This is a genomic window from Magnetococcales bacterium, assembly GCA_015232395.1.
Classification (GTDB): Bacteria; Pseudomonadota; Magnetococcia; order Magnetococcales; family JADFZT01; genus JADFZT01.
Genome location: JADFZT010000001.1, coordinates 52,500 through 77,299 on the forward strand (window position 1 = coordinate 52,500; position 24,800 = coordinate 77,299).

The 24,800-nt window shown below is 57.9% G+C and carries 21 protein-coding genes; 12 read left to right on the forward strand and 9 right to left on the reverse strand.

What is annotated here, in order from left to right:
* Nucleotides 1-247 precede the first annotated feature (247 nt).
* Genes HQL52_00255 through HQL52_00265 form a run of 3 tightly spaced genes read right to left on the reverse strand, consistent with a single transcriptional unit; the run spans nt 248 to nt 5,411 of the window.
* Nucleotides 248-3,346: an efflux RND transporter permease subunit gene (locus tag HQL52_00255; GenBank protein MBF0367866.1), complete on the reverse strand. Its 3,099-nt coding sequence runs from the start codon at nt 3,344-3,346 to the stop codon at nt 248-250.
* Nucleotides 3,343-4,668 (reverse strand): efflux RND transporter periplasmic adaptor subunit, encoded by a 1,326-nt coding sequence (locus tag HQL52_00260; protein ID MBF0367867.1) that lies wholly within the window; start codon nt 4,666-4,668, stop codon nt 3,343-3,345. Before HQL52_00260 ends, HQL52_00255 begins: the two co-directional genes overlap by 4 nt.
* The gene (locus HQL52_00265) at nt 4,665-5,411 is read right to left on the reverse strand and encodes a CerR family C-terminal domain-containing protein (protein ID MBF0367868.1); all 747 of its coding nucleotides are present in this window, start codon (nt 5,409-5,411) and stop codon (nt 4,665-4,667) included. The genes HQL52_00260 and HQL52_00265 overlap by 4 nt, the downstream gene beginning before the upstream one ends.
* 472 nt (nt 5,412-5,883) lie before the next feature.
* Here HQL52_00265 and HQL52_00270 point away from each other — a divergent pair, with 472 nt between their 5' ends.
* From HQL52_00270 to HQL52_00305, 8 genes are all read left to right on the forward strand, one after another.
* The gene (locus HQL52_00270; protein ID MBF0367869.1) at nt 5,884-7,074 is read left to right on the forward strand and encodes an MFS transporter; all 1,191 of its coding nucleotides are present in this window, start codon (nt 5,884-5,886) and stop codon (nt 7,072-7,074) included.
* A 369-nt stretch (nt 7,075-7,443) separates the two neighbouring features.
* The gene (locus tag HQL52_00275; GenBank protein ID MBF0367870.1) at nt 7,444-9,588 is read left to right on the forward strand and encodes a TonB-dependent receptor; all 2,145 of its coding nucleotides are present in this window, start codon (nt 7,444-7,446) and stop codon (nt 9,586-9,588) included.
* Nucleotides 9,585-10,535 carry a hypothetical protein gene (locus HQL52_00280; GenBank protein MBF0367871.1) on the forward strand — a complete coding sequence of 317 codons (951 nt, stop codon included), beginning with the start codon at nt 9,585-9,587 and terminating at the stop codon, nt 10,533-10,535. Before HQL52_00275 ends, HQL52_00280 begins: the two co-directional genes overlap by 4 nt.
* Nucleotides 10,532-11,593 carry a 4Fe-4S binding protein gene (locus tag HQL52_00285; protein ID MBF0367872.1) on the forward strand — a complete coding sequence of 354 codons (1,062 nt, stop codon included), beginning with the start codon at nt 10,532-10,534 and terminating at the stop codon, nt 11,591-11,593. Before HQL52_00280 ends, HQL52_00285 begins: the two co-directional genes overlap by 4 nt.
* Nucleotides 11,586-12,245 (forward strand): sulfite exporter TauE/SafE family protein, encoded by a 660-nt coding sequence (locus HQL52_00290; protein MBF0367873.1) that lies wholly within the window; start codon nt 11,586-11,588, stop codon nt 12,243-12,245. Before HQL52_00285 ends, HQL52_00290 begins: the two co-directional genes overlap by 8 nt.
* 16 nt (nt 12,246-12,261) lie before the next feature.
* Nucleotides 12,262-13,188: an energy transducer TonB gene (locus tag HQL52_00295; protein ID MBF0367874.1), complete on the forward strand. Its 927-nt coding sequence runs from the start codon at nt 12,262-12,264 to the stop codon at nt 13,186-13,188.
* Nucleotides 13,189-13,221: 33 nt separating this feature from the next.
* Nucleotides 13,222-13,875 carry a MotA/TolQ/ExbB proton channel family protein gene (locus tag HQL52_00300; protein MBF0367875.1) on the forward strand — a complete coding sequence of 218 codons (654 nt, stop codon included), beginning with the start codon at nt 13,222-13,224 and terminating at the stop codon, nt 13,873-13,875.
* Between the two features lie 255 nt (nt 13,876-14,130).
* On the forward strand, nt 14,131-14,547 hold the full coding sequence (locus HQL52_00305) for a biopolymer transporter ExbD (GenBank protein MBF0367876.1): 417 nt from the start codon (nt 14,131-14,133) through the stop codon (nt 14,545-14,547).
* A gap of 81 nt (nt 14,548-14,628) precedes the next feature.
* On the opposite strand, the gene HQL52_00310 is transcribed toward HQL52_00305, so the two are convergent.
* The 6 genes from HQL52_00310 to HQL52_00335 all read right to left on the reverse strand — a co-directional run bounded on the left by HQL52_00310 (nt 14,629) and on the right by HQL52_00335 (nt 20,513).
* Nucleotides 14,629-14,952, reverse strand: coding sequence for a (2Fe-2S) ferredoxin domain-containing protein (locus tag HQL52_00310; protein MBF0367877.1), 324 nt, complete (start codon nt 14,950-14,952; stop codon nt 14,629-14,631).
* A gap of 107 nt (nt 14,953-15,059) precedes the next feature.
* The gene (purH, locus tag HQL52_00315) at nt 15,060-16,658 is read right to left on the reverse strand and encodes a bifunctional phosphoribosylaminoimidazolecarboxamide formyltransferase/IMP cyclohydrolase (protein ID MBF0367878.1); all 1,599 of its coding nucleotides are present in this window, start codon (nt 16,656-16,658) and stop codon (nt 15,060-15,062) included.
* Between the two features lie 19 nt (nt 16,659-16,677).
* Nucleotides 16,678-18,012: an RsmB/NOP family class I SAM-dependent RNA methyltransferase gene (locus tag HQL52_00320; GenBank protein ID MBF0367879.1), complete on the reverse strand. Its 1,335-nt coding sequence runs from the start codon at nt 18,010-18,012 to the stop codon at nt 16,678-16,680.
* Nucleotides 18,009-19,235 carry an AI-2E family transporter gene (locus tag HQL52_00325; protein ID MBF0367880.1) on the reverse strand — a complete coding sequence of 409 codons (1,227 nt, stop codon included), beginning with the start codon at nt 19,233-19,235 and terminating at the stop codon, nt 18,009-18,011. The genes HQL52_00320 and HQL52_00325 overlap by 4 nt, the downstream gene beginning before the upstream one ends.
* A gap of 2 nt (nt 19,236-19,237) precedes the next feature.
* Complete coding sequence (locus HQL52_00330) at nt 19,238-19,819, reverse strand: L,D-transpeptidase (GenBank protein MBF0367881.1); 582 nt, start codon at nt 19,817-19,819, stop codon at nt 19,238-19,240.
* A gap of 1 nt (nt 19,820) precedes the next feature.
* A complete protein-coding gene (locus tag HQL52_00335; protein MBF0367882.1) occupies nt 19,821-20,513 on the reverse strand; it encodes a Bax inhibitor-1/YccA family protein in 693 nt (230 codons plus the stop codon).
* Nucleotides 20,514-20,716: 203 nt separating this feature from the next.
* On the opposite strand from HQL52_00335, the gene HQL52_00340 reads away from it, so the two are divergent.
* The 4 genes from HQL52_00340 to HQL52_00355 all read left to right on the forward strand — a co-directional run bounded on the left by HQL52_00340 (nt 20,717) and on the right by HQL52_00355 (nt 24,767).
* Nucleotides 20,717-21,073 carry a type II toxin-antitoxin system RelE/ParE family toxin gene (locus HQL52_00340; GenBank protein MBF0367883.1) on the forward strand — a complete coding sequence of 119 codons (357 nt, stop codon included), beginning with the start codon at nt 20,717-20,719 and terminating at the stop codon, nt 21,071-21,073.
* The gene (locus tag HQL52_00345) at nt 21,057-21,380 is read left to right on the forward strand and encodes a transcriptional regulator (GenBank protein MBF0367884.1); all 324 of its coding nucleotides are present in this window, start codon (nt 21,057-21,059) and stop codon (nt 21,378-21,380) included. The genes HQL52_00340 and HQL52_00345 overlap by 17 nt, the downstream gene beginning before the upstream one ends.
* 167 nt (nt 21,381-21,547) lie before the next feature.
* Entirely contained in the window at nt 21,548-23,674 is a 2,127-nt protein-coding gene (locus HQL52_00350) for an S-layer homology domain-containing protein (GenBank protein MBF0367885.1), read from the forward strand.
* A 205-nt stretch (nt 23,675-23,879) separates the two neighbouring features.
* On the forward strand, nt 23,880-24,767 hold the full coding sequence (locus HQL52_00355; protein MBF0367886.1) for a 4-hydroxy-tetrahydrodipicolinate synthase: 888 nt from the start codon (nt 23,880-23,882) through the stop codon (nt 24,765-24,767).
* Nucleotides 24,768-24,800: the final 33 nt, after the last annotated feature.

Genomic DNA, 24,800 nt, shown 5'->3' on the forward strand with positions numbered 1-24,800 from the left:
GACAACGACTTTTGCCACAGAGGGCACAGAGAACACAGAGAAATCAAAACATTTGAAAAACAGACTGTGCCCCTTTTCAAGTGAGGGTTTCCTGTTGCTTTTCCTCTGTGTTCTCTGTGCCCTCTGTGGCAAACCGTCCTTTTTTTAATGAGATGACTCTCTTCCGCTAAAACCTTTCAAAAGGTGCCATTCTTAAGTGGCGTGACAAGACAAAACCCGGCTCGATCCATAAAAACCACCGAAGCCGCTACTCCTCGCTGTGCAACGGACCCAAAAGATTGAAATCATCCAAAATACAGTAGACAGCCGGAACCAGAAAAAGAGCGGCCAGGGTGGCGGTCATCAGGCCGAAGGCCAGGCTCGCCGCCATGGGGATGAGGATCTGGGCTTGCAGGCTTTTTTCCAGGAGCAAAGGGGTCAAACCCGCCACGGTGGTGATGGAGGTGAGCAAAATGGGGCGGAAGCGGGCGCGACCGGCCTGCTTGGCGGCGATGGGCACCGGCACCCCTTTGGCGCGAGCCTCCCGGATGAAAACCACCAATAAAATGGAGTCGTTGACCACCACCCCGAAGAGAGAGGCCATACCGACAATGCTGGGCATGGTCAGACTCAAGCCCAGGGCCAGATGCCCGAAAACCATACCGATAAGAGCCGTAGGGATCACCAGCATCACGGTCATGGGGGCGACATACCCCCGAAACTGCAGGGCCAGCAAAAGATAGACCCCGATCAATCCCAAAAGCACATTGCGAACGATGGCCTGCCCGGTTTTGGCGGACTCCTTGCCTTCCCCTTGCAGATCAAAATGGACTTCCGGATAGCGTTGCAGCAGACCGGGGATAAATTCGGCCTGGGCCACCCCCAGCAGTGCCTGGGCGTTGGTGACGGCCCGCTCCACATCCCCCTGGATGGTGACCGCCCGCTGGCCATCCACCCGATGGATGCGCGCCCACCCCCGCACCTCTTCGATTTCCGCCACCACCGACAGGGGAATCAAGGTGCCCTGGGGGCCGATGATGGTGAGCTGGTCCAGATTTTGTGGACCGATTCGATCTTGGGCTTTAAGCCGCAGATTGACCTCATAGCTCTCCGGACCCACCTGGAATTCATCCACCCGAACCCCTTGAAACGCCCCACGCACCTGATCCGCCACCTCTTTGGCATCCAGGCCCAGCACCCCGGCTCCGGGTTTGAGGTGGAGACGATATTCCCGCTTGCTGGGACGCAGGTCATCATCCAGATCCAACACCCCCGCATAGCCGTTCAGCCAGAGTTGCAGCTCATTGGAGGCGGCTTTGAGGCGCTCCAGATCATATCCCATCAGCCGCAGATCAATGGCGCGCCCCCCCGGACCCAGTGTGGGTTTGGCAAATTTGATGGAGATCACATCCGCCAAAGCCCCGGTCTCCTCCCGCCAAGCTTGACGAAACTGCTCCAAGGGCGTACCCCGCACCTCGGCACTGAGCAGATCCACCATCACCCGTGCTACGTGGGGGCCATTCTCATAAGCGTCCGGGTTTTGACCGTAGACCACCATTAAATTGGTCACCAGATCCTGGCCATCCGGTTGCTGGGGTTTCAGCCGCTGGTTGATCTCCCGGGCGGCTTGGGTGAGTTTTGCCACCACCGCCTCGGTGCGCGCCAGTGGCGTGCCTTGGGGCAGTAAAATCCGCGCCTCCAGCTGATCGCCGTCCAGCTCCGGAAAGCCGACAAATTTGATCCACCCCCCGGCAGGCACGGCGATGGCGAACATCATCAACATGAAGATGATCCCCAAGGTGAAATAGCGATGGTGCACAGCCCGATCCAGCCAGGGTCCGAAACCATTTTCCCGCAGGCGATCAAAGAGCGCTTCGAAGGTGCGCCGGAAGCGGGAAGGGGTGGTGTCGTTATCCGAAAGAGCGTGACCCAAATGGTTGGGCAGGACCAAAAAGGCCTCCAGCAGGCTCACCGAAATCACCACAATCAGCACGATGGGCATAATGCGCAGCACCTGCCCCATCTGCCCGGTAATGAAAGCCAGGGAGCCAAAAACCAGCAGGGTGGTGGCAAAAGAGGAGAGAATCCCCGGCAAAACCTGTTTGACCCCGTCGATGGCGGCTTGCATGGGGCGCAGGCCCGCATCCAGCTTGGCGGCGACATTTTCTGCGATGACAATGGCATCGTCCATCAGCAGGCCAATGCCGATCAGCAACCCCACCATCGAAATCATGTTGATGGTGACCCCAATCAAAGGCAACACGAACAAAGCGCCCAGAAAGGAGACCGGCAAGCCCATGCTGACCCAAAAGCTGTAGCGAAAATTAAAAAAGAGCCAGAGCATGCCAAAGACCAAGATCAACCCCTGGCCGCCGTTGCGCATCAACATATCCAGACGACTCTGCACCACCGAGGCTCTATCCTGGGTGAGGGTGAGCTGGATCCCCTTGGGGGCGCGGAGGCGTTCAGCCTCGACAAAATTTTGCACGCTCGCCAAAACATTCAAAATATCCTGGGAGCGGGTTTTGGCGATTTCCAACAGGGCGGCCCGTTGACCGTTAAACACAATTTTTTCTTCGTCCCGGTCAAAACGGTCGGATATTTCCGCAATTTCGCCCAGGGGAATGGCCGCACCCCGCTCCCCGGAGATCACCAGCAGATCCTGAAAGCGCTCGACGCTCTTGCGCTGGTCATCAAAACGCAGCAGGGCATCCTCCGCCCCCCCCTCCAGGCGTCCGGCGGGGCTGCCGACGCTGTGGCGGCCTACGGCGTTGGCGATATCGGTGGTGGAGAGTCCATATTGGCGAAGCCGCCAGGCAGGCACCTCAATGCGTATGTGATGATCGGAAAAGCCGCTCACCGTCACCTTGGCGACATCCTTGAGGGCAACGAGCTGGTCTTTGAGATGTTCCGCATAGATTTTCAGGGCCACTGGATCCCCGGGACCGGTCACTGCCACCGAAATCACCGGCTCCGTACGGCCCAACTCAGTCACCACCGGGGGTTCGACCAGGTCGGGAAAATCATCGATGGCGTCCACCTCTGATTTGACATCATCGAGAAAGCGCATCATATCCGCCCCTTCCTCCATGATGGCCGTGGCAGTAGCCACCCCTTCCCGGGCGTCACAGCGCATTTCATCCAGGTTGGTGATCCCTTCCAGGGCTTCTTCCAGACGGCGACAAACGGCATCCTCCACCTCTTCCGCCGTGGCCCCCTTATAGAGAAGGCGCACCTCCACCTTGTCGTTTTGAATCTCAGGGAACGTCTCCCGCTGAAGACCCGGCAGGGCGACCAGGCCCAGGATCATGATGGCCGCCATGAGCAGATTGGCGGCGGTTTGATGGCGAGCGCACCAGGCGATCATAATGCCCCTCCCGCAGCCGACAGCATCTGGGCGGTCAGTTCCAAATCCACTTGGGGCTGAAGCAGCATCCCCTCCACAGCCGGAACCAGATCGGAGACCACCACCCGTTCACCCGGTTGCAGACCGTCATCGATCACACTGAGGGAGCCTTGGTTAAAAAGCACCGTTACCGGGCGTCGCCGCAACCGCTCTTCCCCATCCACCACATGAAGCGCCCCACCACGCACCGTGCTCCGGGGAACCACCAGTCGTTGCGCCTGGACACGCCCCCTTAGCACCACCTGCACAAACATGCCCTTGGTCAGGGGTGGGCGATAGCCGGGTTTGATTTTGTCGAACGGTTTATCCACCGCCACCACCACCCCCATGGTGCGGGTCTGGGGATCCACATCATCGCTGAAGCGGATAAATTCGGCCTCCCATTGGGCCACATGCTCCCCCATATCCAAACGCACCAAGGGCTTGAATCCGGCCATTTGCGGCAGTTTTGCCGCCAGCTGGGTGACACCGACCTTGATATCGGGATGACCTATAAAAAGACGGCGCAGAGAAGACAGGGAAACCTGGGCCTTAATCTCCACCCGATCCACCGCATCCCCTTCAAAGAGGGTTTGGCCATTGGCGACGGACTGATCCATCTCAAAATTCATGTTGGCCACCCGCATGTTGAAGGGGGCCCGAATCACCGTATGGGCCAGATCTCTCTCCACCCGATCGGATTGGGCCTGGAGCACCTGCCTTTGGGTGGGGATGAGGGCCAAGGTGTTTTTTAAATTTTGAATGGCGGTGCGGCTGCCCAGCATGGCCCGTTCAGCTTCATCGGCCTGCCTTTGGGAGGCGGTTCCCTGCTTGACCAACTTGCGTTTGCGCTGCAACTCCTTTTCAGAGAGGCTCAGGTTGCGGGCTTCGATGGCGAGGGAGGCTTTGGCATTTTTTTCCTGTACAGCCAGCGCCGTCAGCTCTGCTTTGGCCTGGGCCATGGCCAGTTCATAATCCACTGGATCGATACGCACCAGCAGGGCCCCTTCCGGGATGATCTCCCCATCCCGCAGTTGGGGATGGATCTCCACCACCCGACCGGCTACCTGGGTCACCGCCGACCAAACCCGGGCGGGCTCCACCGGCCCATACCCTTCAGCCGTCGGCGTCAAATCCAGTTGCGGCACTTCAATCACCCGCACCACCCGGGTGGGCTCCCCCCGTTCTATTTTGGCTGGCGGTTGCTTATGGCTCACCGACCACATCAGCACCAAAGCCCCTATCATAAGGGGAGGCAATATCCAAAGAGCACGCCAACGGGAGGGTTTGTCAGGAGTGGTCATGGGGCCGCTTTCTTTTGAGGGGGTTGCTCCAGAGGGACTTGATCCAGATCGGGATAGTCCAGAGCATGGTTGGCCAGAGTGGCCACAAGCCGGGTGATCTCAGCGATATCCCGGGTGTTGTAGCTGCTTTGATTCAAACACCGCAGCAGGGTGGCCCGGGCGGAGCGAAAGGCAATCACCTGCCCCAGCAGCGCATGGCTGACCAGATACGCCTCCCGGTGATGGCTGGTAGGGAGCCCCCGAATCAGCACCACCAGCTGGGTGAGGGTGGTGTGCATGGGCTCAAGCAGCCGGGTGTAGAGAATATCGAAGGCTTGTGTGGGGTGGTTTTGCTCCCGAAAGATAAAGCCCGGGGCATCCTCTCCCAGTTCACTGGTCAGGATACTTTCGGCAAATCCCTGGAGCAGCTTTTGCAGCAGTTGGCGACAACGAACCGGATCAGCTGCTCCCGGGGCCATCTCTTTGATCTCGGCCTGAATCTGGGCCATGGGCTCCCGGTGAGAGGCGTGGAGTTTTTCCGCCAGATAGGCCGCAGTGGCCAGATAGAGCCCGTGTTTGCCGCCAAAATGATAGGAGATGGCGGAAATATTGGCTCCGGCCCTCTCTACAATCTGCCGGGTGCTGACCCCATCATAATCCCGATGCCCAAAGGCTTTTAAGGCAGCCTGCAAGACTCTTTCCCGAGTCTTGGTGGAGGGGGCAGTCACCTTTTGGCTGGTCTGGGATGGCTCTTTTGGATGCATGGATTGGTCTGGGCCCGAGGCTCTCCAGTGAATGTTGAGGGGGGAAAGTATCACATCGTCGGGATTAGTTCAAACGTTTGATTTAATTCTGATGGTCCGAGATCAAGTCATTACCTCTGAAAACAGCTCACACCCTCTCACTCCTGGGACGACAGCAATCCAAATCTCGAATCAAGGCGTTGCTCTCAACCCCTTTCAACCCCTGATCCGTGATCCCACCCGGCAACCTCATCGCTCTTTTTTGGAGCGGAGGCCAGGTCGAATATGGCAACGGGCTTCAACAAATAGTCCCGGCAACCCATTTCAGCAGCTATTTCTTCTGTTATCTTTAAATTGAAGCCCCCACCAAATGATTGGACCCCGAAGGGGTGCCAAATCACCCCAGAGTAGCCATCCAAACGATCAAGGCTCACCACGAAGCCGCTTTGGGCAGAGCAAGACCTTTCAGCAGGATGCTTGGATAATTTAAAATATGACTGAAAATTCAATACTTGGCGGCCTGAAAAGCCGGGAGGGTCTGCTGATCCTCATGACCACGGCCTTTTACGTGGCCTTTCAGACCTGGATGACGCTGCTCAATAATTTTGCCGTTGAGGGGGCCGCTTTTTCCGGTAAGGAGATCGGCATACTCCAGAGCCTGCGGGAGATTCCCGGATTTTTGGCTTTTGGTGTGGTGTTTCTGCTGATCTTTGTCAAAGAGCAGTCCCTGGCTTTCATCTCCCTGATTCTCCTGGGGCTGGGAACCGCCCTGACCGGATTTTTTCCGTCAAAGATGGGACTCTATCTGACCACCCTCCTCATGTCAGTGGGGTTTCACTATTTTGAGACCGTGCGCCAATCCCTGGCCCTGCAATGGATCCACAAGGACCGGACTCCCCAGGTGTTGGGAAAGATCATCGCTGTGGGCTCCAGAACCGCTCTGCTGGCCCTGGGAGCGATCTATCTGGCCGTGGATATCGGAGGCCTGGAGCTGAAATGGATCTATCTTCTGGGGGGGGGCTTTACCGTGCTCACGGGTATAGTGGCCGCCTTCCTCTATCCCACCTATCCCGAGGGGGTCTCTCAGCACAAGCATCTGGTCTTCAGGGGGCGCTACTGGCTCTATTACGCTCTCACCTTCATGTCTGGAGCCCGACGACAAATTTTTGTGGTGTTCGCAGGCTTTTTGATGGTGGAAAAATTTCACTATTCGGTAGCGGATATCGCCCTTTTATTTATCGCCAATCAGGCCATCAACATGCTCCTGGCTCACCGTATCGGCCAGTTGATCGGTCGGTGGGGGGAACGACGCTCCATGATACTGGAATATCTGGGGCTGATCGGCATTTTTCTCTCCTATGCCGTGGTGGAAACCGCCTGGATCGCAGCGGCGCTTTTTATCGTCGATCACCTGTTTTTTGCCATGGCCATCGCCCACAAAACCTATTTTCAAAAGATTGCCGACCCGGCAGACATCGCCTCCACCGCCGGAGTGGCCTTTTCCATCAACCATGTGGCCGCAGTATTCATCCCGGTGGTGTTCGGTCTGCTGTGGTTGATGGCGCCTGCCCTGGTCTTTTTGGCCGGGGCTGGGCTGGCGACGCTTTCCCTGGGATTGGCCTTTTTGGTTCCCTCTGATCCAGCCCCGGGACGGGAGCACCTCGCCCTCTTCTCCCCGCGATAAAATCCAACAAACCACGCCAATCCACCCCTTGATGCCATCACCATAAACCGATCCCGTTTGGCTCCCAACCAGGAAACGTTTGGGGTTTGATCCGGCTCAATGGGATCCTCCCAACCCCTTTTTGCTGCATATCACCCAATCGGGTAGGGCAAATCCCCCGATTTACCCCCTCTTCGTCTTGCTGAATAAACTTAACATTCTGTTAATCAAGATATTTTATGAATGGCCCAACGGTTGCTGTTTAGAGCCTCCATGGTCACGGGGTGCCCCAAATTGGGCCTGCGCCTCCCATCAAGGAGACAATCGTTGGAATTAATTATAAATAACCGTACAAAAACAATCTCTTTACTCTCCATGACGCTTCTTTTCATGTCAGCCTGGGGGAGCGAGGCATTGGCGGAAGAGCCCGCTGTTGAAAAAAAAGAGGGCCAAGTGGATGAAGCCAGCCAAAAAGAGGCCGAGGCCCCTGACCTGTTGGAAAGCATCAGCGTCACCGCCACCCGGGTAGAGCGTCCCACCCAAGCGGTGCCGGAGGCCATTTCGGTGGTGAGCCGGGAGCGGATCGAAAAGGCCCGGATGCAGAACATCAAAGAGGTGTTGAGCGGCACGCCGGGGGTTTTGATCGACTCCAAAAATGGTGGCTATGATGCCCGCCTGGTGATTCGGGGGGCAGGTCAAAAAGCCCCCTATGGGGTGCGGGAAATCACCATCCTCCGGGATGGGGTGCCCATGACCGACCCCGACAGCTTCAGCCGCCTGGATTTTATCGACACCCAGGATATCGAACGCATCGAGATCACCAAGGGGCCAGGTTCCATTTATAGTACCGGTTCCGCTGGTGGCACGATCCAGATTCTTTCCAAATCGGTTTTTGATACCGATGCCAGCAACCTCAAAGTGGCCGGTGGCACCGAAGGGGCGCAATCCTACCATCTGCGTTATGGGGGGTGGGTGAATGAGTCCCACGCCCTCACCCTGACCGCCTCCCGAAGGGTGTTGGACAACGACTGGCGGCGCTGGAATGAGTTTGACACCAACCAGGTGGGGGTCAAACACGGGGTGATGCTGGGGGAGGATGGCAGCTGGGAGACGGAGCTGAGCTATTCCGAGGCGGATCTGCAACTCCCCAACTCCATGAGCGAAGAGCAGTTTGACGAATATCGGCGCACCGGCAGCCAGGAGGAGACCCAGGACGCCTGGAAACACTCCGGGCGCTATTCCAAAATTTGGTTTTTCAACACCCGCTATGAAAAGCAAATGGGGGATGTCACCTTCAAGCCCCGCTTCTATTTCAACCACTGGTCCCACTACCACCCGGTCACCGGCGCCATCAACGACAGCCCCGACAACATGGTCTACGGCACCGACCTGGAGCTGAGCTATAACCACCATCTTTTAGGTAATGACAGCCTGGTAGCCGGGCTCACCGTGCGCCAGGATCTCTCCCTGGATGCCCAAAAATATGAATACAAAGATGTGGAAACGGGCTTCGGCGGGCGTATCTCCGCCACCCTCTCCGATGAGGCCGGGGATCTCCTGGAAACCGAGGATGCCAATACCATCATCTACGGGCTGTTCATGCAGGAATCCCTCAACCCCAGTGACCGGCTGACCATCGATCTGGGCTTTCGTCTGGATCAGTCCCGGTTTGCCATCGATACCGTTGAAACCTCCAAATATGACTACAGCTCAGGGGTCTATGTGGCGGGAGACGGGGATATCCGCACCCGGGCCTCCTTTACCCTCTTTTCGCCCAAAGCAGGCTTGAGTTACGCCCTCACCCCGGCCTTCAACCTCTACGGCTCCATCTCCCAAGGCGATCAGGTTCCCTCCAACAGCGAGGTGCAATCCAATCCTGAAATCGACGCCGCCACCTCCCGCAACTATGAAATCGGCGTGAAGGGGCGGGGCCGTCAGTGGAGCGCAGATCTCGCCCTCTACTACAACCCGGTGGAGGATGAAATCGTCTCCTCTCTGGATGATAACGGCGAGACGGTTTATCAAAATGCCGGACGCACCGACAAACAGGGGGTCGAATTATCCCTGAGCTATCTCCTGGATATGGGGCTGGGATTCGGGGGCTCCTACGCCTACAGCGACTACACCTTTGAGCAGTTTCAGGAGGTGGTCAACGGCTCCGAGATCGACCGTTCCGGCAACCGGATCCCCTTTGTGCCCGAACATCAGGCTTCCCTCTTTTTGGATTACAACCATCCCTCCGGCTTCAAGGCGCGGCTCCAGTCCGATTTTTGGGGGGAGTATGAGATGGATAACGCCAACACCGAGCAGTATGGGGGCTATGATTTTCTCACCAGCCTCATGGTGGGCTATGAACACGGCCCCCACAGCCTGATGTTCAATGCCGACAATATTTTCGATAAACGCTATGCCACCGAGGTGAAGAAGGATACCCGGGGCAAAAAGTCCTACTATGCCGGCGCTCCCCAATCCTTCATGCTGACCTACAGCTATCGCTTTGGTGATACCAGCTCCTGGCTGGGAGAGGGGTCATGAATATCGGATCGATAGCGGTCATGGTCATGGCCATCGCCCTGGCCGCTCCAGCATCAGCCAGGGTAAACCCGACACCCAACAATCCAGCTCCAAGCCCAAGCGCAAACCAGGGGCAGCATCACCCGGGCCAGGGACAGCATCACGCAGGCCACAGCGCACCCCACACACCCGGCCCAAGCTGGACCCAATTTCCCCTGCTCGTCTCTTCTGGGGGAGGGCGCATGCAGCGGTGGATTCAGCCCAGGCAGATCACCTCGACCACCCTCGATCTATTCTCTTCCCTCCATGGCCGGGAGGATGGGGATCAAAACCAAGCCTATCGTCAGCTATCCATGGAGCCAAAGGGATTTTTGGTGACTCCAGAAAAGGGGGTGGGGGGATACCACTGGGTGCAGACCACCCAACAGGAGGCGGGGGTGATTCGAAGCGCCTCCAGCATGGTCTATTTTTCCATGCCGTCCCCCTCTCCCAAGGTGATGCTGGCGCAAAAAAAACAGCGCCTGGAAATCATCCCAGACCCCATGCCCAGGGAGCACGGCCACTATCGGGCGGGTGAGAGCTGGCCTTTCCAAATCCGTTTTGCCGGTCAACCCCTGCCCCAAGCCGAGTTGGTTTTGGAAACGGAACAGGGAGAGCGCCTAACCTTTCAAAGCGATGCCGATGGTATGGCCATGGTCACTTTTCCGGCCCAGTTCAAAGAAAAACCCAAGGAAGAGGCGGGAGCAGGTCAATCCCACCGCCATGGCCGACGCCCCCAAGCAGAATTTGTCCTGGCGGTGAGCCATCAGGAGGGGGATCAACGCTATCTGACCGCCTTCAATCATCACTATCGCCCCGGACCCTTTTTCCAAAAAAGCCTCCTCACCGGCTTGGGCTTTTTTGTCTTCGGCATGGCTCTGGCCACCCCTCTGCTTTCCCGTAAAACCAAGAAAGGGGGTGGGGCATGAGTTCTCCCTCTGTTGAGACCCGTTTTTGGAATTTGAGCCGGTTGCGGCTGATGGTTCAGCTGGTTCTGTTTGGTGTCACCGTCTATGGCGGTTTGCTGGTGGGGCCTTATCTCTCCGACAAAATTTCCGACGCCTTGCCCGCCCTCTCCTGTGCCTTTGACCAGAGCAATGGGGCCTATTGCGTGTTAATCCCCCTGCAGCACCAGATGCATCACCGGGTGGGGGAGGCGATTGTGCGGCTGGGGGGGGTGAGCCTGGATATGTTTGTTCCGCTCTTCTTCACCCTGGTGACCTTTTTTGTTTTTTTCGTCTTTCTCAACAAGGGGTTTTGCGGCTGGGTGTGCCCCTTGGGAACCGCCCAGGAGCTGCTCTATCGCCTGGGGCGGTGGTTTAAACTGGGGATCCACCGTTTGACTGGTGGCGGGCTCAAGCGGGTGCGACCGGTCAAGTGGCTGATTTTGCTGTTACTGGTCTTCACACTCCCCCTGCTGGCGGGATTGGGGGTGGCGCCCCACGCCGCCGGGGATGCCTATTGTCAAATCTGCCCCTCCCGAATCCTCACCACCCTGCTCACCGCCAATATGGAGCAGATGGCGGTGAGTGAGGCGGGTTGGCTGGATTTTACCTTGAGTGCCCTGCGCAATCTGCTGTTCGGCTTTATGCTGGTGGCGGCCCTCACGGTTCGGCAGCCCTTCTGTCGGATCTGCCCAATGCTTGCCTTCCATGCCCTGGCGCGCCGGTTTTCTTTTTTGCAGCTGGATAAGCAAGCCCATGATCGCTGCCAAAAGTGTGAAATGTGTGTCCAGGCCTGCCCCATGGATATTCCGGAAATTTCCAACCAGCACGGCCCCAAGGCGTTTCATGAAGATTGCACCCTGTGTGGCCGCTGTGCGGAATTTTGCCCGGATGACGATGTGATCCGGATCCGTTTTCTCCGCTGGCCCCTGTTTCGTTCGGCGGCGGCCTATTTTCGTTCTCGTACCCGGCTGGAAAAACCCGACGGCACTCCCCGACCTTTGACCAAAAAAACCCACAAGAAGGGGACGGCCCATGGTTGAGGTGGCCACTGCTGGGGTAGCTACTGCCGCGCCTTCGCTGCTCTCCATCTGGCTGCTGGGGATCTCGGTGGGATTGACCGCCTGTGCCGCCACCTGCCTGCCTTTTTTGGGCACCTGGAGCCTGGGGCGGGGTGGGGGGGCGCGGGGGGCGTTGCTGGATACCTCCTTTTTCCTGTCAGGCAAGGTGGTGGCTTATGGAGTGCTGGGGGCGTTGGCCGGGGCGTTGGGGGAGTGGTTATCCCGGAGTCTGGAGAGCACGCTCGGCTTGTGGGCGGTGGGTCTCGCCGGAGTGGCTGCGGGGGTGTGGTTGCTGCTGCCTGTTCCGGAAAAATCGGCTTGTGGGGTTTCAGTCAAAAAAGTCGCGGCACCCCCTTTTATTCTGGGCTTTGCCATGAGCCTGATTCCCTGCGCTCCCCTGGCTTCCCTGCTGGCCCTGGCCGCCATGGGCAGTGATCCGCTGTTGGGGATGGGTTATGGGGTGGTGTTTGGACTGGGCGCTTCCCTGACCCCGCTGCTGGTGGTGATGCCGATGGTGGGCTCTTTGGGAAAGTTGCTGGTGACGGACCGGCCTTGGCTCTCGGTGTGGCTGCGGCGGGGGGCGGGCCTGGTGCTGCTGGCTCTGGGGCTGGGCCGACTGATTCGGGCGTGGTGAATAGAATGGTGAAAAAATGATCGTTGCCAAGAGTGCTGTTCCGCTGTTTGGAAATCCCGGTTTGATGGAGGCCAACCCTTCGGCTTATGGCTGGAAGGGAGTCGCCATGTTGTTGGCCCTGAGCCTGCATCTGGCGGTGACCTTCACCCTGTGGCAATCCAACCTCTCCCAGCCCACCCTGCCAGCGCCCCTGACTTCTTTTGAGTTTGTGGTTCTACCCGAAGCCACGCCGGAGCCCACCCCACCCCCCCCAACCACCGAGATCACCGAAGCACCTCCCCCAAAGCCCCTCCCGGCTGAAATCATCCCGCCTCCGCCACCCCCGGAACCCCTCGAAGCGGAGCTCACCCCACCCCCGGAGGTTATCCCCGTGCAGCCGCCGGAACCGGTGGTGCCAGTGATCAAACAGCCTGAACCCGTAGCCATGCTCCATCCACCAAGCCCCCAATCCAAACCCCGGGTCAAACCCAGGCCGCCAGCAGAGGTGGTGAAGGTGGCGAAAAAGGTTGAACCCCTCCCGACGCCGCCAATCACACCCACGACGCTGACAAACAATCCCCCCGTCAAACAGGTCGCCGTGGCCCCCACCCGTCACGATGCCGCCCCACCTGCCGTCATGGAAAAACCGGTTTCAGCCGTCAAACCAGCGGAGACCTACACCCCTCCCAGCAGTCGGGCGGGCTATCTGAACAATCCCAAGCCGCTCTATCCCAAATTGGCCCGACGCCGGGGAATGGAGGGGCAGGTTTTGCTGACCGTGGAGGTGGATGAGCGGGGTGAGCCGTTACAGGTAAAGGTCAAACAGGGCTCTGGACATGCCATTTTGGATCGCAGCGCTTTGAAGGCGGTCAAAAAGTGGCGTTTTGTTCCCGCGCGGCGGGGACAGATGGCGATCCGCGCCTCGGTGGAAATCCCCATTCGCTTTAGCTTGCTGAACAGTTGAACAGTTGAACAGTCAAACAAGGATATTCAAACGATGATGACATGGGGTGCGTGGTGGCACGAATCCGATCTGGTGGTGCAGGGGGTGTTGGTGGTTTTGGTGCTGGCCTCTCTCTCCAGCTGGTCGGTAATCCTCTATAAATGGTGGCAGCTGGCCAAAGCCCATGGGCTTGAAAAACGGCTCAACCAAGCTTTGAGCAAGCCGGAAACCGACCTTTCCCCGAGCCTTCTGGAGGGCCATTTTCTCTCCCTGACCCTCCACCCAAGCCGCTCCCCGCAAACCAATACCCGTCAAGCCCTGGAGGCAGACCTGGCCCAGGGGTTCATGGAGCGGCGGATCCATCTGGAAAATGGCCTGACCTGGCTCGCCACCATCGGCAGCTCCGCCCCCTTCATCGGCCTGTTCGGCACGGTTTGGGGCATCATGCACGCCCTTCAGGGGTTGGGTGGCGAAGCAGCAATCTCCATGGATCTGGTGGCGGGTCCGGTCTCTGAGGCGTTGGTGGCGACAGCGGTGGGGCTCTTTGCGGCGATTCCGGCGGTGATGGGCTATAACGCCCTGATTCGCCGCCTGCGCCGGGTGACAACCACCATGCAGGGCAATATTTTGCATGTGATCAATCGCTTGACCATGACCCAACCCAGGCCTCAACCCGCGTCGACTCCCCTGGAATCCACCCGGATATAGCCATTCGAATCAAAAATTGGACATATGCCGTTGCACTTTTTTCGGTCATTCCCGCGAATGCGGGAATCCAGGGGGGCTGGCACGAAACCTTCCAAACCTTGCTTCACTTTCAACAAAATACCGACCTTGCTGAAGATTTGGTTTTTCCTTGAGGGTTATGATTATCTCTCTGGATCCCCGCCTTCGCGGGGATGACGAGTCAGAGAAGAGTGTCTAATTCTGAGGTAGGCCTACTATATCAACAGGAGAAACCTGATGGCTGGAAATTTATTTGACGGGGGGGATGGGGATCAACCTCTGGCTGAGATCAATGTGACCCCCTTCGTGGATGTCATGCTGGTGCTGCTGGTAATTTTCATCATCGCCGCCCCCCTGATGGCCCAGGCGCTGAAAGTGGACCTGCCCCAGGTGAGCGCCCCCACCGATGGGGAGCCGTTGGTGGTTAATCTGGCCCTGTTTGCCGATGGTCGGCTGGAACTGGATGGCGAGTCCATCCCAGAGGCAGAGATTCGCCAGCGGCTGATCCAGCGGTTTACCCGGGAACCGGAAGCGGTCCTGCGTCTGGGAGGCAGTGCCCAAACCCCCTATCAGGAGATTGCCCGACTGCTCTCCACCGCTCAGCAGGTCGGTATCACCCGCATCGCCTTCGCCACCACCCCGCCCCGAGAGTAAGCCAGGGGGGCTCCCCCACCTTGGGGATTTTGCCGGATTTTGGTTTGGTTATGGATAAAATGCCGCTGTGAGTGATCCAAGTCAGGCCGGTGGCTGCAAGGTTTGCAAAATATAGCCGATCTGCTGGGCAATACCGGGCACTTTTTCCACCACAACCCCCTCAAAATCCTTCTTGAAAGGCAAGAGCCTCACGTTGGGGCCGTTGTCACACCCTTCGCCAAAGCAATCGACCCGCACCACAGGGACGGTGATGGACCTGCGAAACAGCTCTTTTTCCAACGCCCTGGCAATGGCGCGCCCCCCTCGGGTACCACAGGAGGCGTTGTCATCCTCACTGTTTTTCAGAGTGGGACGCCGCTTGGTGCAGACCCAGACCAAAACCTGGCTTGAAATCATGGAGGTCATTTTTTAAATGAACCCAACCCATCTGTGGGAAACTGGCATATCACAGGCCAAAGAGCTGCACTGGAGATGGCCCGATAGCAAAACCGGACCATCCCCGAAAAAACCGATCAATGCTTAAAGTGGCGCATTCCGGTAAAGACCATGGCGAGACCATGTTCGTTAGCCGCCGCGATCACCTCTTCGTCCCGGATGGAGCCCCCAGGTTGAATCACCGCCTTGGCCCCGGCTTCCGCAGCAGCATCCACCCCGTCCCGGAAGGGGAAGAAGGCGTCGGATGCCAGCACGGTACCCTGGATGGGATCACCCGCCTTTTGCAGCTCTCTGGCGGTCTCCCGGGCTTTCCAAACGGCAATACGAGAGGAATCCACCCGGCTCATCTGCCCAGCCCCCACCCCCACCGTGACCAGATCCTTGGCAAAAACGATGGCGTTGGATTTAACATGCTTTACTACCTTCCAGGCAAAGAGCAGATCCTTCAGCTCCTCATCAGTGGGGGCACGCTCGGTGACCACCTTCAAATCGGCCTGGCTCACCTGGGCCAAATCCCGCCCCTGGAGCAGCATTCCCCCGATCACCCGCTTCATGTCCCAGCCGGATGGGGAGGCTCCCTGGCCGCCATCGGGAGTGGTCAGGGTGAGCAGGCGAAGATTTTTTTTGGCGGCAAAAGCCTCCCGGGCCCCCTCATCAAAGCTGGGGGCGATGACCGCTTCCACAAAGGTTTTGGTAATCTCCCGGGCCAGAGCCGCGTCGACGGGGCGGTTGCAGGCGATGATGCCACCAAAAGCCGAAACAGGATCGGCATCCCGGGCCTTTTGGTAAGCGGCGGTGAGATTGTCGTCAATCGCCGCCCCACAGGGGTTGGTATGCTTGACCACCACCACAGCCGGATCGGAAAACTCCTTCACCAGCTCGAAAGCGCCGTTGGCGTCGTGGATGTTGTTGAAGGAGAGCGCTTTACCTTGCAGCTGTTTGGTATTGGCAACACCGGGCTCAGAAGCACCCGCTTCCACATAAAAGGCCGCCTTTTGATGGGGGTTTTCCCCGTAACGCATCTCCTGGCGTTTGTGATATTGGGCGGTGAAGGTGCCGGGAAAATCCTCGGGCTCCCCCGCGTCATCCCGAGCGGAGAGCCAGTTGGAGATGGCGCCATCATAAGCCGCCGTGCGGGCGAAGGTTTTGCGCGCAAGAAGGGCGTTGGTCTTCAGGGTCACCCCACCGCCATTTTCCTGCATCTCAGCGAGCACCTTGGGATAGTCCTCAGGGTCCGTAATCACCGTCACCGAGCGATGATTTTTAGCGGCGGAGCGGAGCATGGAGGGGCCACCGATATCGATATTTTCGATGGCTTCTTCCAAGGTGACCCCCTCTTTGGCGACCGTGGCTTCGAAGGGATAGAGATTCACCACCACCAGATCGATGGGGGTGATATCGTGCTCGGCCATCTGGGCTTGATGATCGGCACTCTCCCGCAGCCCCAGCAAGCCGCCGTGAATCTTGGGATGGAGGGTTTTCACCCGGCCATCAAGCATTTCGGGAAAACCGGTGTGGGAGGAGACGTCGGTCACGGCGAGGCCCGCCTGGGCCAATTTTCGCGCTGTGCCCCCGGTGGAGAGGATCTGAACGTTGAATTTGGCCAGTCCTTGGGCAAACTCAACGAGGCCACTCTTGTCGGAGACGCTGATCAGGGCGCGCTTGATGGGGGTCATGTTGCCAATTCTCCTGAAATCACAATCGGTTGAAGACTGCCACAAAAAAACCATCACTCCCTGAGCGATGGGGTAGCAAATTCAAGTAAGGCTCAGAGGATGATAACCCCTGAATCCCCTCTGCGGCCAGGATTCGGGAGGCATCCAGCAAACGAAACTGGGGATGCTCCTTCAAAAAGGCCGCCGCCACCTGGTCATTTTCCCGGGAGAGCAGGGAGCAGGTAGCATAGACCAGACGGCCACCCGGGCGAACCAGGGCCGCACCCGCCCCCAACAGCGCACACTGCCGGGCGTGAAAGGCTTCCACCTGATCAGGGGTCAGCCGCCATTTGATCTCGGGGTGACGCCGCAGGGTGCCGGTTCCGGAACAAGGCGCATCCACCAGCACCCGATGGGCTTTCAAGGTGTAGGGGCGCAAGCAGGGATCCCGTTCGTGGCGCAAGGGCTGGGTGCGAATGATCCGAATGCCGGAGCGCTTCAAGCGGGGTTTCAAAGCTTTGAGACGGCGGGAGTCCCGGTCACAGGCCAAAATCCGCCCCTTCCCCTGCATCAGACTCGCCAGGTGCAGGCTCTTGCCACCCCCCCCGGCACAGAGATCCACAATCGTCTCCCCCGGCTGGGGATCCACCAAAAAACCCACCAGCTGACTCCCCTCATCCTGCACCTCCACCCCGCCACTCTGATAGACCGACAATCCTCCCAGGGGATAACGGGAGGCCAGGCGAATCCCTTCAGGGGAATGGGGGGTGGGGAGGGGGGCGAGCCCGGCTGCTTCCAGCTCACCCAACACCTGATCCCGGGAGATTTTCAGCAGATTGACCCGCAGATCCACCGGTGCTGGCTGGTTCAGGGAGGCGGCCAACCCCATCGCCTCTGCCTCCCCCAGCTGCGCGACAAACCCCTGCCACAACCAATCGGGCAGGGAATAACGCAGCCAGGGTTTGAGAGAGGAGAAATCGGAATCAGCAACAGAGAGGGGAGGGGCTTGGGAAGCGACAACAGAATCGGAACCAGGGGGAATATCGGCGCTGGCGTCGGCATCAAAAACGGCTGGAGTCGCCACAGCCGGGGTAGGGGAGGGGTGGGGATCATCCAGAGCGGAGACCGATACCAGCGCCCCCCCCTGAACCGCTGCCGCCAGATCCACCAAGGTCTCACTCTGAGCGAGATGTTCCAGAAGGCGTTTATGGCGCAGCACCCCGAAAACCAGATCCCCCACCTGGTTGCGATCCCGTTTGCCCAGCTGGGGGTGCTCCCGAAAAAAACGGCTCAAAACCCGATCAGCCGGTTGCTCGTTATGAAGGATGGCTGCCAGCAGCTTGCCAGCCCAGGCCAACGCGTCTGCTGAGGTCATGAGGCGTGGTCGGAAACGTCGTCCACCGGTTGTCGGGAGAGGGCTTCGAAGATCGACTTCACCAGCACCGCCAGGGGCACCGCAAAAAAGACCCCCAGCACCCCCCAGAGAGAGCCGAAAAAAAGCACCGCCAGGATGATCGTGGTGGGATGAACCTTGACCGTTTCACCCAAAATCAGGGGAGCCAGGACGTTGCCGTCGATAATCTGCAAGATCCCATAAGCGGCCAGGGGATGGAGTGCCTCCAGGGTGATCCCCCACTGCACCACCCCCAACACCGCCACAGGCACCGTCACCACCGCCACACCCAGGAAGGGAATCAGCACCGACAGACCGGTTAAAATGCCCAGCAAAAAGGCGTAGTCAAACTGCATGTAGATAAAGACCGTATAGCTCACCACCCCCAGGATCAGCATTTCCCAAAACTTGCCCCGGATATAGCCACCCACCCCCAACTCGGCATCCCGCAGCACGCTGGTGAGCAGTCCACGTTCCCGGGGAAGCAGGCGACGGAGATAAGCCATGAAGAGCTGCTTGTCCTTCATAAAGAAGAAAACCAAAAACGGCACCAGCACCAGATAGATCAACACCGAAAAGAGCCCCGGCAGCCCCTGGAGAATGTAGGTGATGGTCTCGCCGATAAAATCCTGGGATCCCTCCACCATGCGCACCAGCAGGTTTTCCACCATGGCCGGATCGATAAATCCGGATTCGGCAGCGGTATCGGTGGCCTTGTGCATCAGCTCCTTGAGGGTATCGGCAATCCGGGGAATCTCTCCCAAAAGTTTGGTGAGTTGCTTGGCCAGGTTGGGCAAAAGCACAAAAAGAAAGAGGTTCATCACAAAAATAAAGAGACTGAATACAATCAGAATGGCCAGCAGCCTGGGAAAATGGAGCTTGCGCAAGGGAGTAACCATCCCCTCCAGGAGATAGGCCACCACGATGGCGGTAAAGTAGGGGGCCAGGGCGCTGCCAAAAAAACCGATCAAAAGCCCCACCGCCGTCAGCACCAAAATCAGGGTGATGGATTGGGGATCCTTGAAGTGCCGGAGCAGCACCACCAAAAAATTGGGCTTTTGGGGGATGGGCGAAAATTCACCATCAGATGGATTGTCAGGGGGGGCCGCCTTGGGCTGAGCTGCCTGGGTCTGGGCCGTCTTGGGCTGGGAGTGATTCACAGCCTTGCTGTCTGCTTGGAGTGTGTCCGTATGATCGGCGGTCATGGTCAGGCCACCTTGTTGGAAGGCAAAATCAATAGAGGGGTTCCGACATCAATCAATTCATACAGAGCCAAAACCCCCCGGTTATCCATGCGAATGCAGCCAGCGGAGTGGGGCTCCCCCAGAAGATGGCCATGGGGTGTACCGTGAATGTAGATGTAGCGCTCAAAGCTGTCCACCCCCGGCCCCTGGTTGATACCCGGTTCCAGACCGGTCAGCCGCAAGATGCGGGTGGTGATGAGATCCTCTCCCGGATCGACCCCATCGGCGACAATTTCTCCGGTAGCGACACGCCCCTTGAAAACCATCCCCAGAGGCTCGCCGTCACCGATTTTATGGCTGACTTGATGCAACCCGGTGGGGGTTTTATAGCTGTTTTCGGTGTTGCCGAATCCCTTTTTACCGGTAGAGATCGGCCACTCTTCCACCACCCCTGTCTCTGAAAGAAGCAGGAGGCGTTGTTCCTCTCCCAACGCCAGGAGGGCTGGGCTTTGCAGATCCCAGCCCCCCTGAATCAGTCGGTCACGAACGTGGTTCCAGGCTTCTCCCGGGAAAAAACCACTCCCGGAGTTTGCCTGGAAGGTCAAACTATTCCTCCCCCATCACGCCCAGAAGTCTGAGCAGGCTCAGGAAAAGATTGATGATGTTGAGATACATGGACAAAGCCGCCACCGAAGGGGCTACCGCCCAGGGATTGTTCTTAAGCATCTGGGTTTCATACAGAATAAACCCGGAAAAGATCAGCGCCCCTGCGGCGGATGTGGCAAAGAGCAGGGCGGATGATTGCATGAACATGTTGATCAGGGAGCCGACGATCAAAACGATCAGCCCCGCCATCAACATCCCCCCCATCATGGAGAGATCCCGTTTGGTGGTGAGGGAGTAGAAGGTGGTGCCGATGAAAACTGCTGCCGTCATAAAGACCGCCTGGCCGATGATTCCGGAAAGTCCGGCCCCCACATAGACCGCAATGACGGGTCCAATGGAGAGTCCCGATAGACCGGTAAAAAGAAACAGGGTGGCGGTGTTTTGAAACTTGAAGGCGATGAAGAGGGCTGCAAACTGAAGCACGATGAGCAGGATGGGATGCTCATAGGCGAAGGGCAGACGCATGCCTACATAGCCGGCAGCGGTTGCGACGATGAGGCTGGCTGAAAGCAGGGCATAGACCTGCTTCAGGTAGGCGACGGCGTTGCTGTCTACCTGGGTTCCAGAGCGATTTTGCTCCCAAGTGGTCTCCCGGGCATTTTGTTGGGTACTGAACCTACGGGGATCGTTCACGATTGGACTCCTTCGTTGCTTAAATAGGGTTCGGCATAAACCGGCCAGAGGCTCTCCGGCCGGGATTTCCTGTCTTTTTTTGATCAGCACTTTATCTTAGAGGATAACTGAAATCACTTCAATGCCGATCTGCCGGAAAGAGGTAGAATGTTATTGAAAAATGTAGTCCGCTGGATTACTGTTTCACCATGTCCAACTGGCCCATGACAGTGGTGGAAACCCATGAATTTCAGGCCCAGGCCAAAAAGCTCCTGGGGCAGGAAGAAGTTTTGGCGCTTATCAATCATCTATCCAGAAACCCAACGGATGGCGATCTGATCGAAGGAACCGGTGGTGTACGAAAACTGCGCTGGAGGCGACCGGGAACCGGGAAAAGAGGTGGATACCGGATCATCCATTTTTTTCATGATCATGCGACACCACTGTTTCTTTTTACTATTTATCAAAAAAACGCTCAGGATAATCTGAGTGGTGCGCAACGAATCCAATTGCGCAAAATGACCAAAAAGATCGTCGCAGCCTACCATTCAGGAGTGAAAAGCCATGTCCGAAATAGCTGACTCCATCCTACGGGGAGCGGAAGATGCCTTGGCCTATGCACAGGGGAATGACAATCGGGGGCAAGCCCATGTCCCCCAGGAAGTGGATGTCAAAGCCATCCGACTCCACCTGAAAATGTCGCAGCGAATATTTGCCAAAACCTTTGGTTTTTCAGTCCATACGCTACGCCACTGGGAACACGGCATCCGCAAACCCAAAGGGGCGGCTCGCGCCTTCCTTACTGTGATCCAAAGGGACCCCAATGCAGTGGTCCGCGCCTTGATAGGGTCAACCCATTTTCCAGGTTCAGACGCTGTTACGGATTGAAAACGAGCCGCTGCTTTCCACTATTGAATAATCTGACAACCTCACCCTGCCTGACATATAATGTGATCCAGATCATCCCACCCGCAGACGATCTGCCTGACGCCTGCTTCAGGCCAGGGCAATGGAACAAAATGCAGAAAAATCGCAAAACCCGGAGATTGATGATAATGAAAACACTTCGATTGCTGCTGTGGACGATTTTAGGCTGCTCCCTGGCCACACCCGCCTGGAGTGTCGAGCCGGTGCCCCTTTTTCTGTCCGTTCCCGTTTGGCAGAAAGGCTCAACCACCCAGGCTGCCCAGCCCCCTCTCCCTGGAGCGGTGGCGGTCACCTTGAACACCCGCACCCTGAAGTCCGATCTGGGGGAGGGGTTGGTGATGGCGATACCCGATGGGGAGAGCTATGACCTCATCGTTGAGCAGCGCCAGGCCCATGGCAATGGCGATCTCACCCTGGTGGGACGCGTTGCCGGGTCCGAAGCCGGGGGGCGTTTTGTCATCACCGTGGGGGAGGGGAGTGCTTTTGGTCGAATCCATACCCCCGATGGCCTCTTCCGGCTCACTTCCAATCCCCAGGGGTGCTGGCTGATCAACCAGACCGACTCCCCCCTCTCCCCGGCCCCCCACCCGGAGCCCGATTTCCAGGTGATTGAAGAAGGAGAGAGACCCCGAAGCAAAACCGCGCCCGAACCCGCCACCCCCCGGGCGGATGGAGATGTCGAGATTGATCTGATGATTCTCTACACCCCGGCCATGGCCGCACGCTATCCCGGGGATGCGCTGGAGACCCGTCTCAACTATCTCATTTCCCTCTCCAATCAGGCCTATACCGACAGCGAAATCAACATCACCCTGCGCCTGGTTCATTTTGCCGAGGTGGATTATTCCGAGAGCACCTATATCACCACCGCCCACTCCGACCTGATGGCGGGTACCGATGCCGCCTTTTCCGACATGGCCTCCTTGCGCACCACCTATGGCGCGGATCTGATCTCCCTGATGCGACCCTACCGCTATGCGGATCACGTCAGCTGCGGTTATGCCGGCTATTCCTATTCGTGGATCGGCTCTCCGGACAACTACACCTTCAGCGCCGATTCAGGATATTCGGTGGTGAGTGATGGGGACGATATCCTGGGAAGCCTCTATTATTGTGGCGAATATACCCTGCCCCACGAGCTTGGCCATAATCTGGGCTCCACCCACGATGTGGCCAACACCAGCAGCAGCGGCTTTTTCGACTATTCCTACGGCTACGGCATTTCCGGCACTTTCGGCACCGTCATGAGCTACCTCAGCCCCGTTGAAGGCAAATATTCCAATCCCGATATCCTCTGTGCCGATGGCGCCTACGCCTGTGGGGTGGAAGATAGCGCCGACAACGCCCGCTCCATGAACAACCTGGCGGGCCAAATCGCCGCCTTCATGCCCACCGTCGTCACCGCCAACACTGCCCCCGCAGCCAGCGACGGCACCCTCACCACCGATGAAGACACCGCCGCCACCGGCACCCTCATCGCGAGTGACGCCGACAGCGACAGCCTGACCTACAGCATCGTCAGCCAAGGCAACCTGGGCACCGCCGCCATCACCGACGATAGCAGCGGGGCTTTCACCTACACCCCCAACACCGACGCCAGCGGCAGCGACAGCTTTACCTTCAAGGTCAACGACGGCACCGAGGATTCCAACACCGCCACCGTTACCGTCACCATTACCCCCCTCACCTTTGATGATGTCGCCAGCGATCACTGGGCGGGGAGTTACATCACCACCCTTGCAAGCAACGCCATCACCAGCGGCTGTACCTCTGATACGTATTGTCCCGACAACACCCTGCAACGAGCGGAAATGGCGATCTTTCTGCTGCGAAGCCAGTATGGATCGAGCTACTCCCCCACGGCTGCGACAGGGACTGCTTTTGATGACATTTCTTCCAGCTATTGGGCGGGCAATTTTGTCGAAAATCTGGCGGAATTGGGCATCACCAATGGGTGTGATGACAGCAACTTTTGCCCCAACCGGGAGATCACCCGTTCCGAGATGGCGATCTTTCTGCTGAGAACCAAATATGGTTCCGATTATCAGCCCCCCACCGCCACCGGCAGCGCCTTTGGGGATATCTCGTCCGACTATTGGGCTGCTGGATTTATCGAGCAGTTGAACAGCGAAGGATTTTCCGACGACACCATCGATCCATCCAAGAGCTGCGACAGCGGAAACTATTGCCCCAGTCTCACCATCAACCGGGCGGAAATGGCGGTCTTTCTGGTCAAGACCTTCGGCATGGAATAGATGGCCATCAGCCGTTTTTCCGCTCTGAAAAAGCCCCCCCTTGGAAAGGATCAACTGATCGAGGGTTTTTTCCACCAGGGGGCTTGTCCTGGGGGACTCTTTGGGTTAGGGTGACTCTCTCTCTGAAACATCGGTTTAAGGTCGAACCACCCCTTGATAAATCATCCATTTTTCCGGTTTTCCTCCCTATATTCGAGGTTACGCCATGTTTGAAGGCGTCATTTCAGCATTGGTCACCCCCTTTCGGGACGATCAGGTAGACAGTGAAGCCCTCACCCGTCTGATCGAATACCAGATTCGGGGCGGGGTGAACGGTATCGTTCCCTGCGGCACCACTGGTGAATCCGCCACCTTGACCCACGATGAACACCGGCAAGTGATTCAGCTGGTGGTGGAGCAAGTGGCCGGTCGGGTTCCCGTCATTGCCGGGACCGGCTCCAACTCCACCAAAGAGTCCATTGAGCTGACCCGCTTTGCCCAAAAAATCGGTGCGACCGGCGCGCTGCTCATCACCCCCTATTACAACAAACCCACCCAGGAAGGGCTCTACCTCCACTATCGGAGTGTGGCCGAAGCGGTGGAGCTGCCCATCGTCCTCTACAACGTCCCGGGACGCACGGCGGTAGACATGAAGGCGGAAACCGTCGCCCGACTGGCCAAGGTGAAAAATATCACTGCCATCAAGGAAGCCACCGGGGATATGGAGCGGGCCTCCCGTATTCGCCTGCTCACCGGCGATGGCATCACCCTGATTTCCGGTGACGACAGCACCTTTCTGCCCTTCCTGGCTGTTGGGGGACGCGGGGCGATCTCGGTGACTGCCAACATCGCCCCGGAGCGCATGAGCGCCCTCTGGCGGGCCTGGGAGCGTGGGGATCCAAAAACAGCCCGACAGGAACACGAATCCCTGCTGGAACTCAACCGCCTGCTCTTTTGCGAAACCAACCCCATCCCCATCAAGGCCGCCGTCAACTGGATGGGCATGTGCGGACCGGAAATACGCCCTCCACTGACCCCCCTTGCCCACCCGGAAGGGGAAGCGTTGCGCCAGGCGATGGTCGATTTACAGCTCCTTTCCGGTGCTGGCGACTGATCCCGAATTTTTTTTATCCAGATAAAGGAAATT